Source organism: Pseudomonas sp. SWRI154, assembly GCF_014268645.1.
GTDB classification, from domain to species: domain Bacteria; phylum Pseudomonadota; class Gammaproteobacteria; order Pseudomonadales; family Pseudomonadaceae; genus Aquipseudomonas; species Aquipseudomonas marvdashtae.
Genome location: NZ_JABWQW010000105.1, coordinates 1 through 234 on the forward strand (window position 1 = coordinate 1; position 234 = coordinate 234).

Here is a 234-nt window from a genome sequence, read left to right on the forward strand (position 1 = left end):
CGGTGACCGGACCGTTCTGTGCGGTGACGGGTTTGCCGTCAGCACCGGTCAAAGTAGCGGTGTAGGTGATCGTGCCGTTTTCGTTCACGGTCGGTGTGGCGGTCAATGTCACGGTGGTGGTGTCGTTGACGTCGCTGACGATGGTGCTGACCGGAGCGGTGTTTGGTGCGATAGCTTCGAGGTTGCCACCGGATGCATCTTTGATCGATTCGGTGATCGTCGTTGGGCCTTGGT

The 234-nt window shown here is 59.4% G+C and carries 1 protein-coding gene; it reads right to left on the reverse strand.

Translation table 11 applies throughout. The annotated features are described in order from the left end of the window. Positions 1 to 234, reverse strand: a 234-nt coding sequence (locus HU806_RS26335; protein WP_186615829.1) for an immunoglobulin-like domain-containing protein, incomplete at both ends; no start/stop codon positions are given.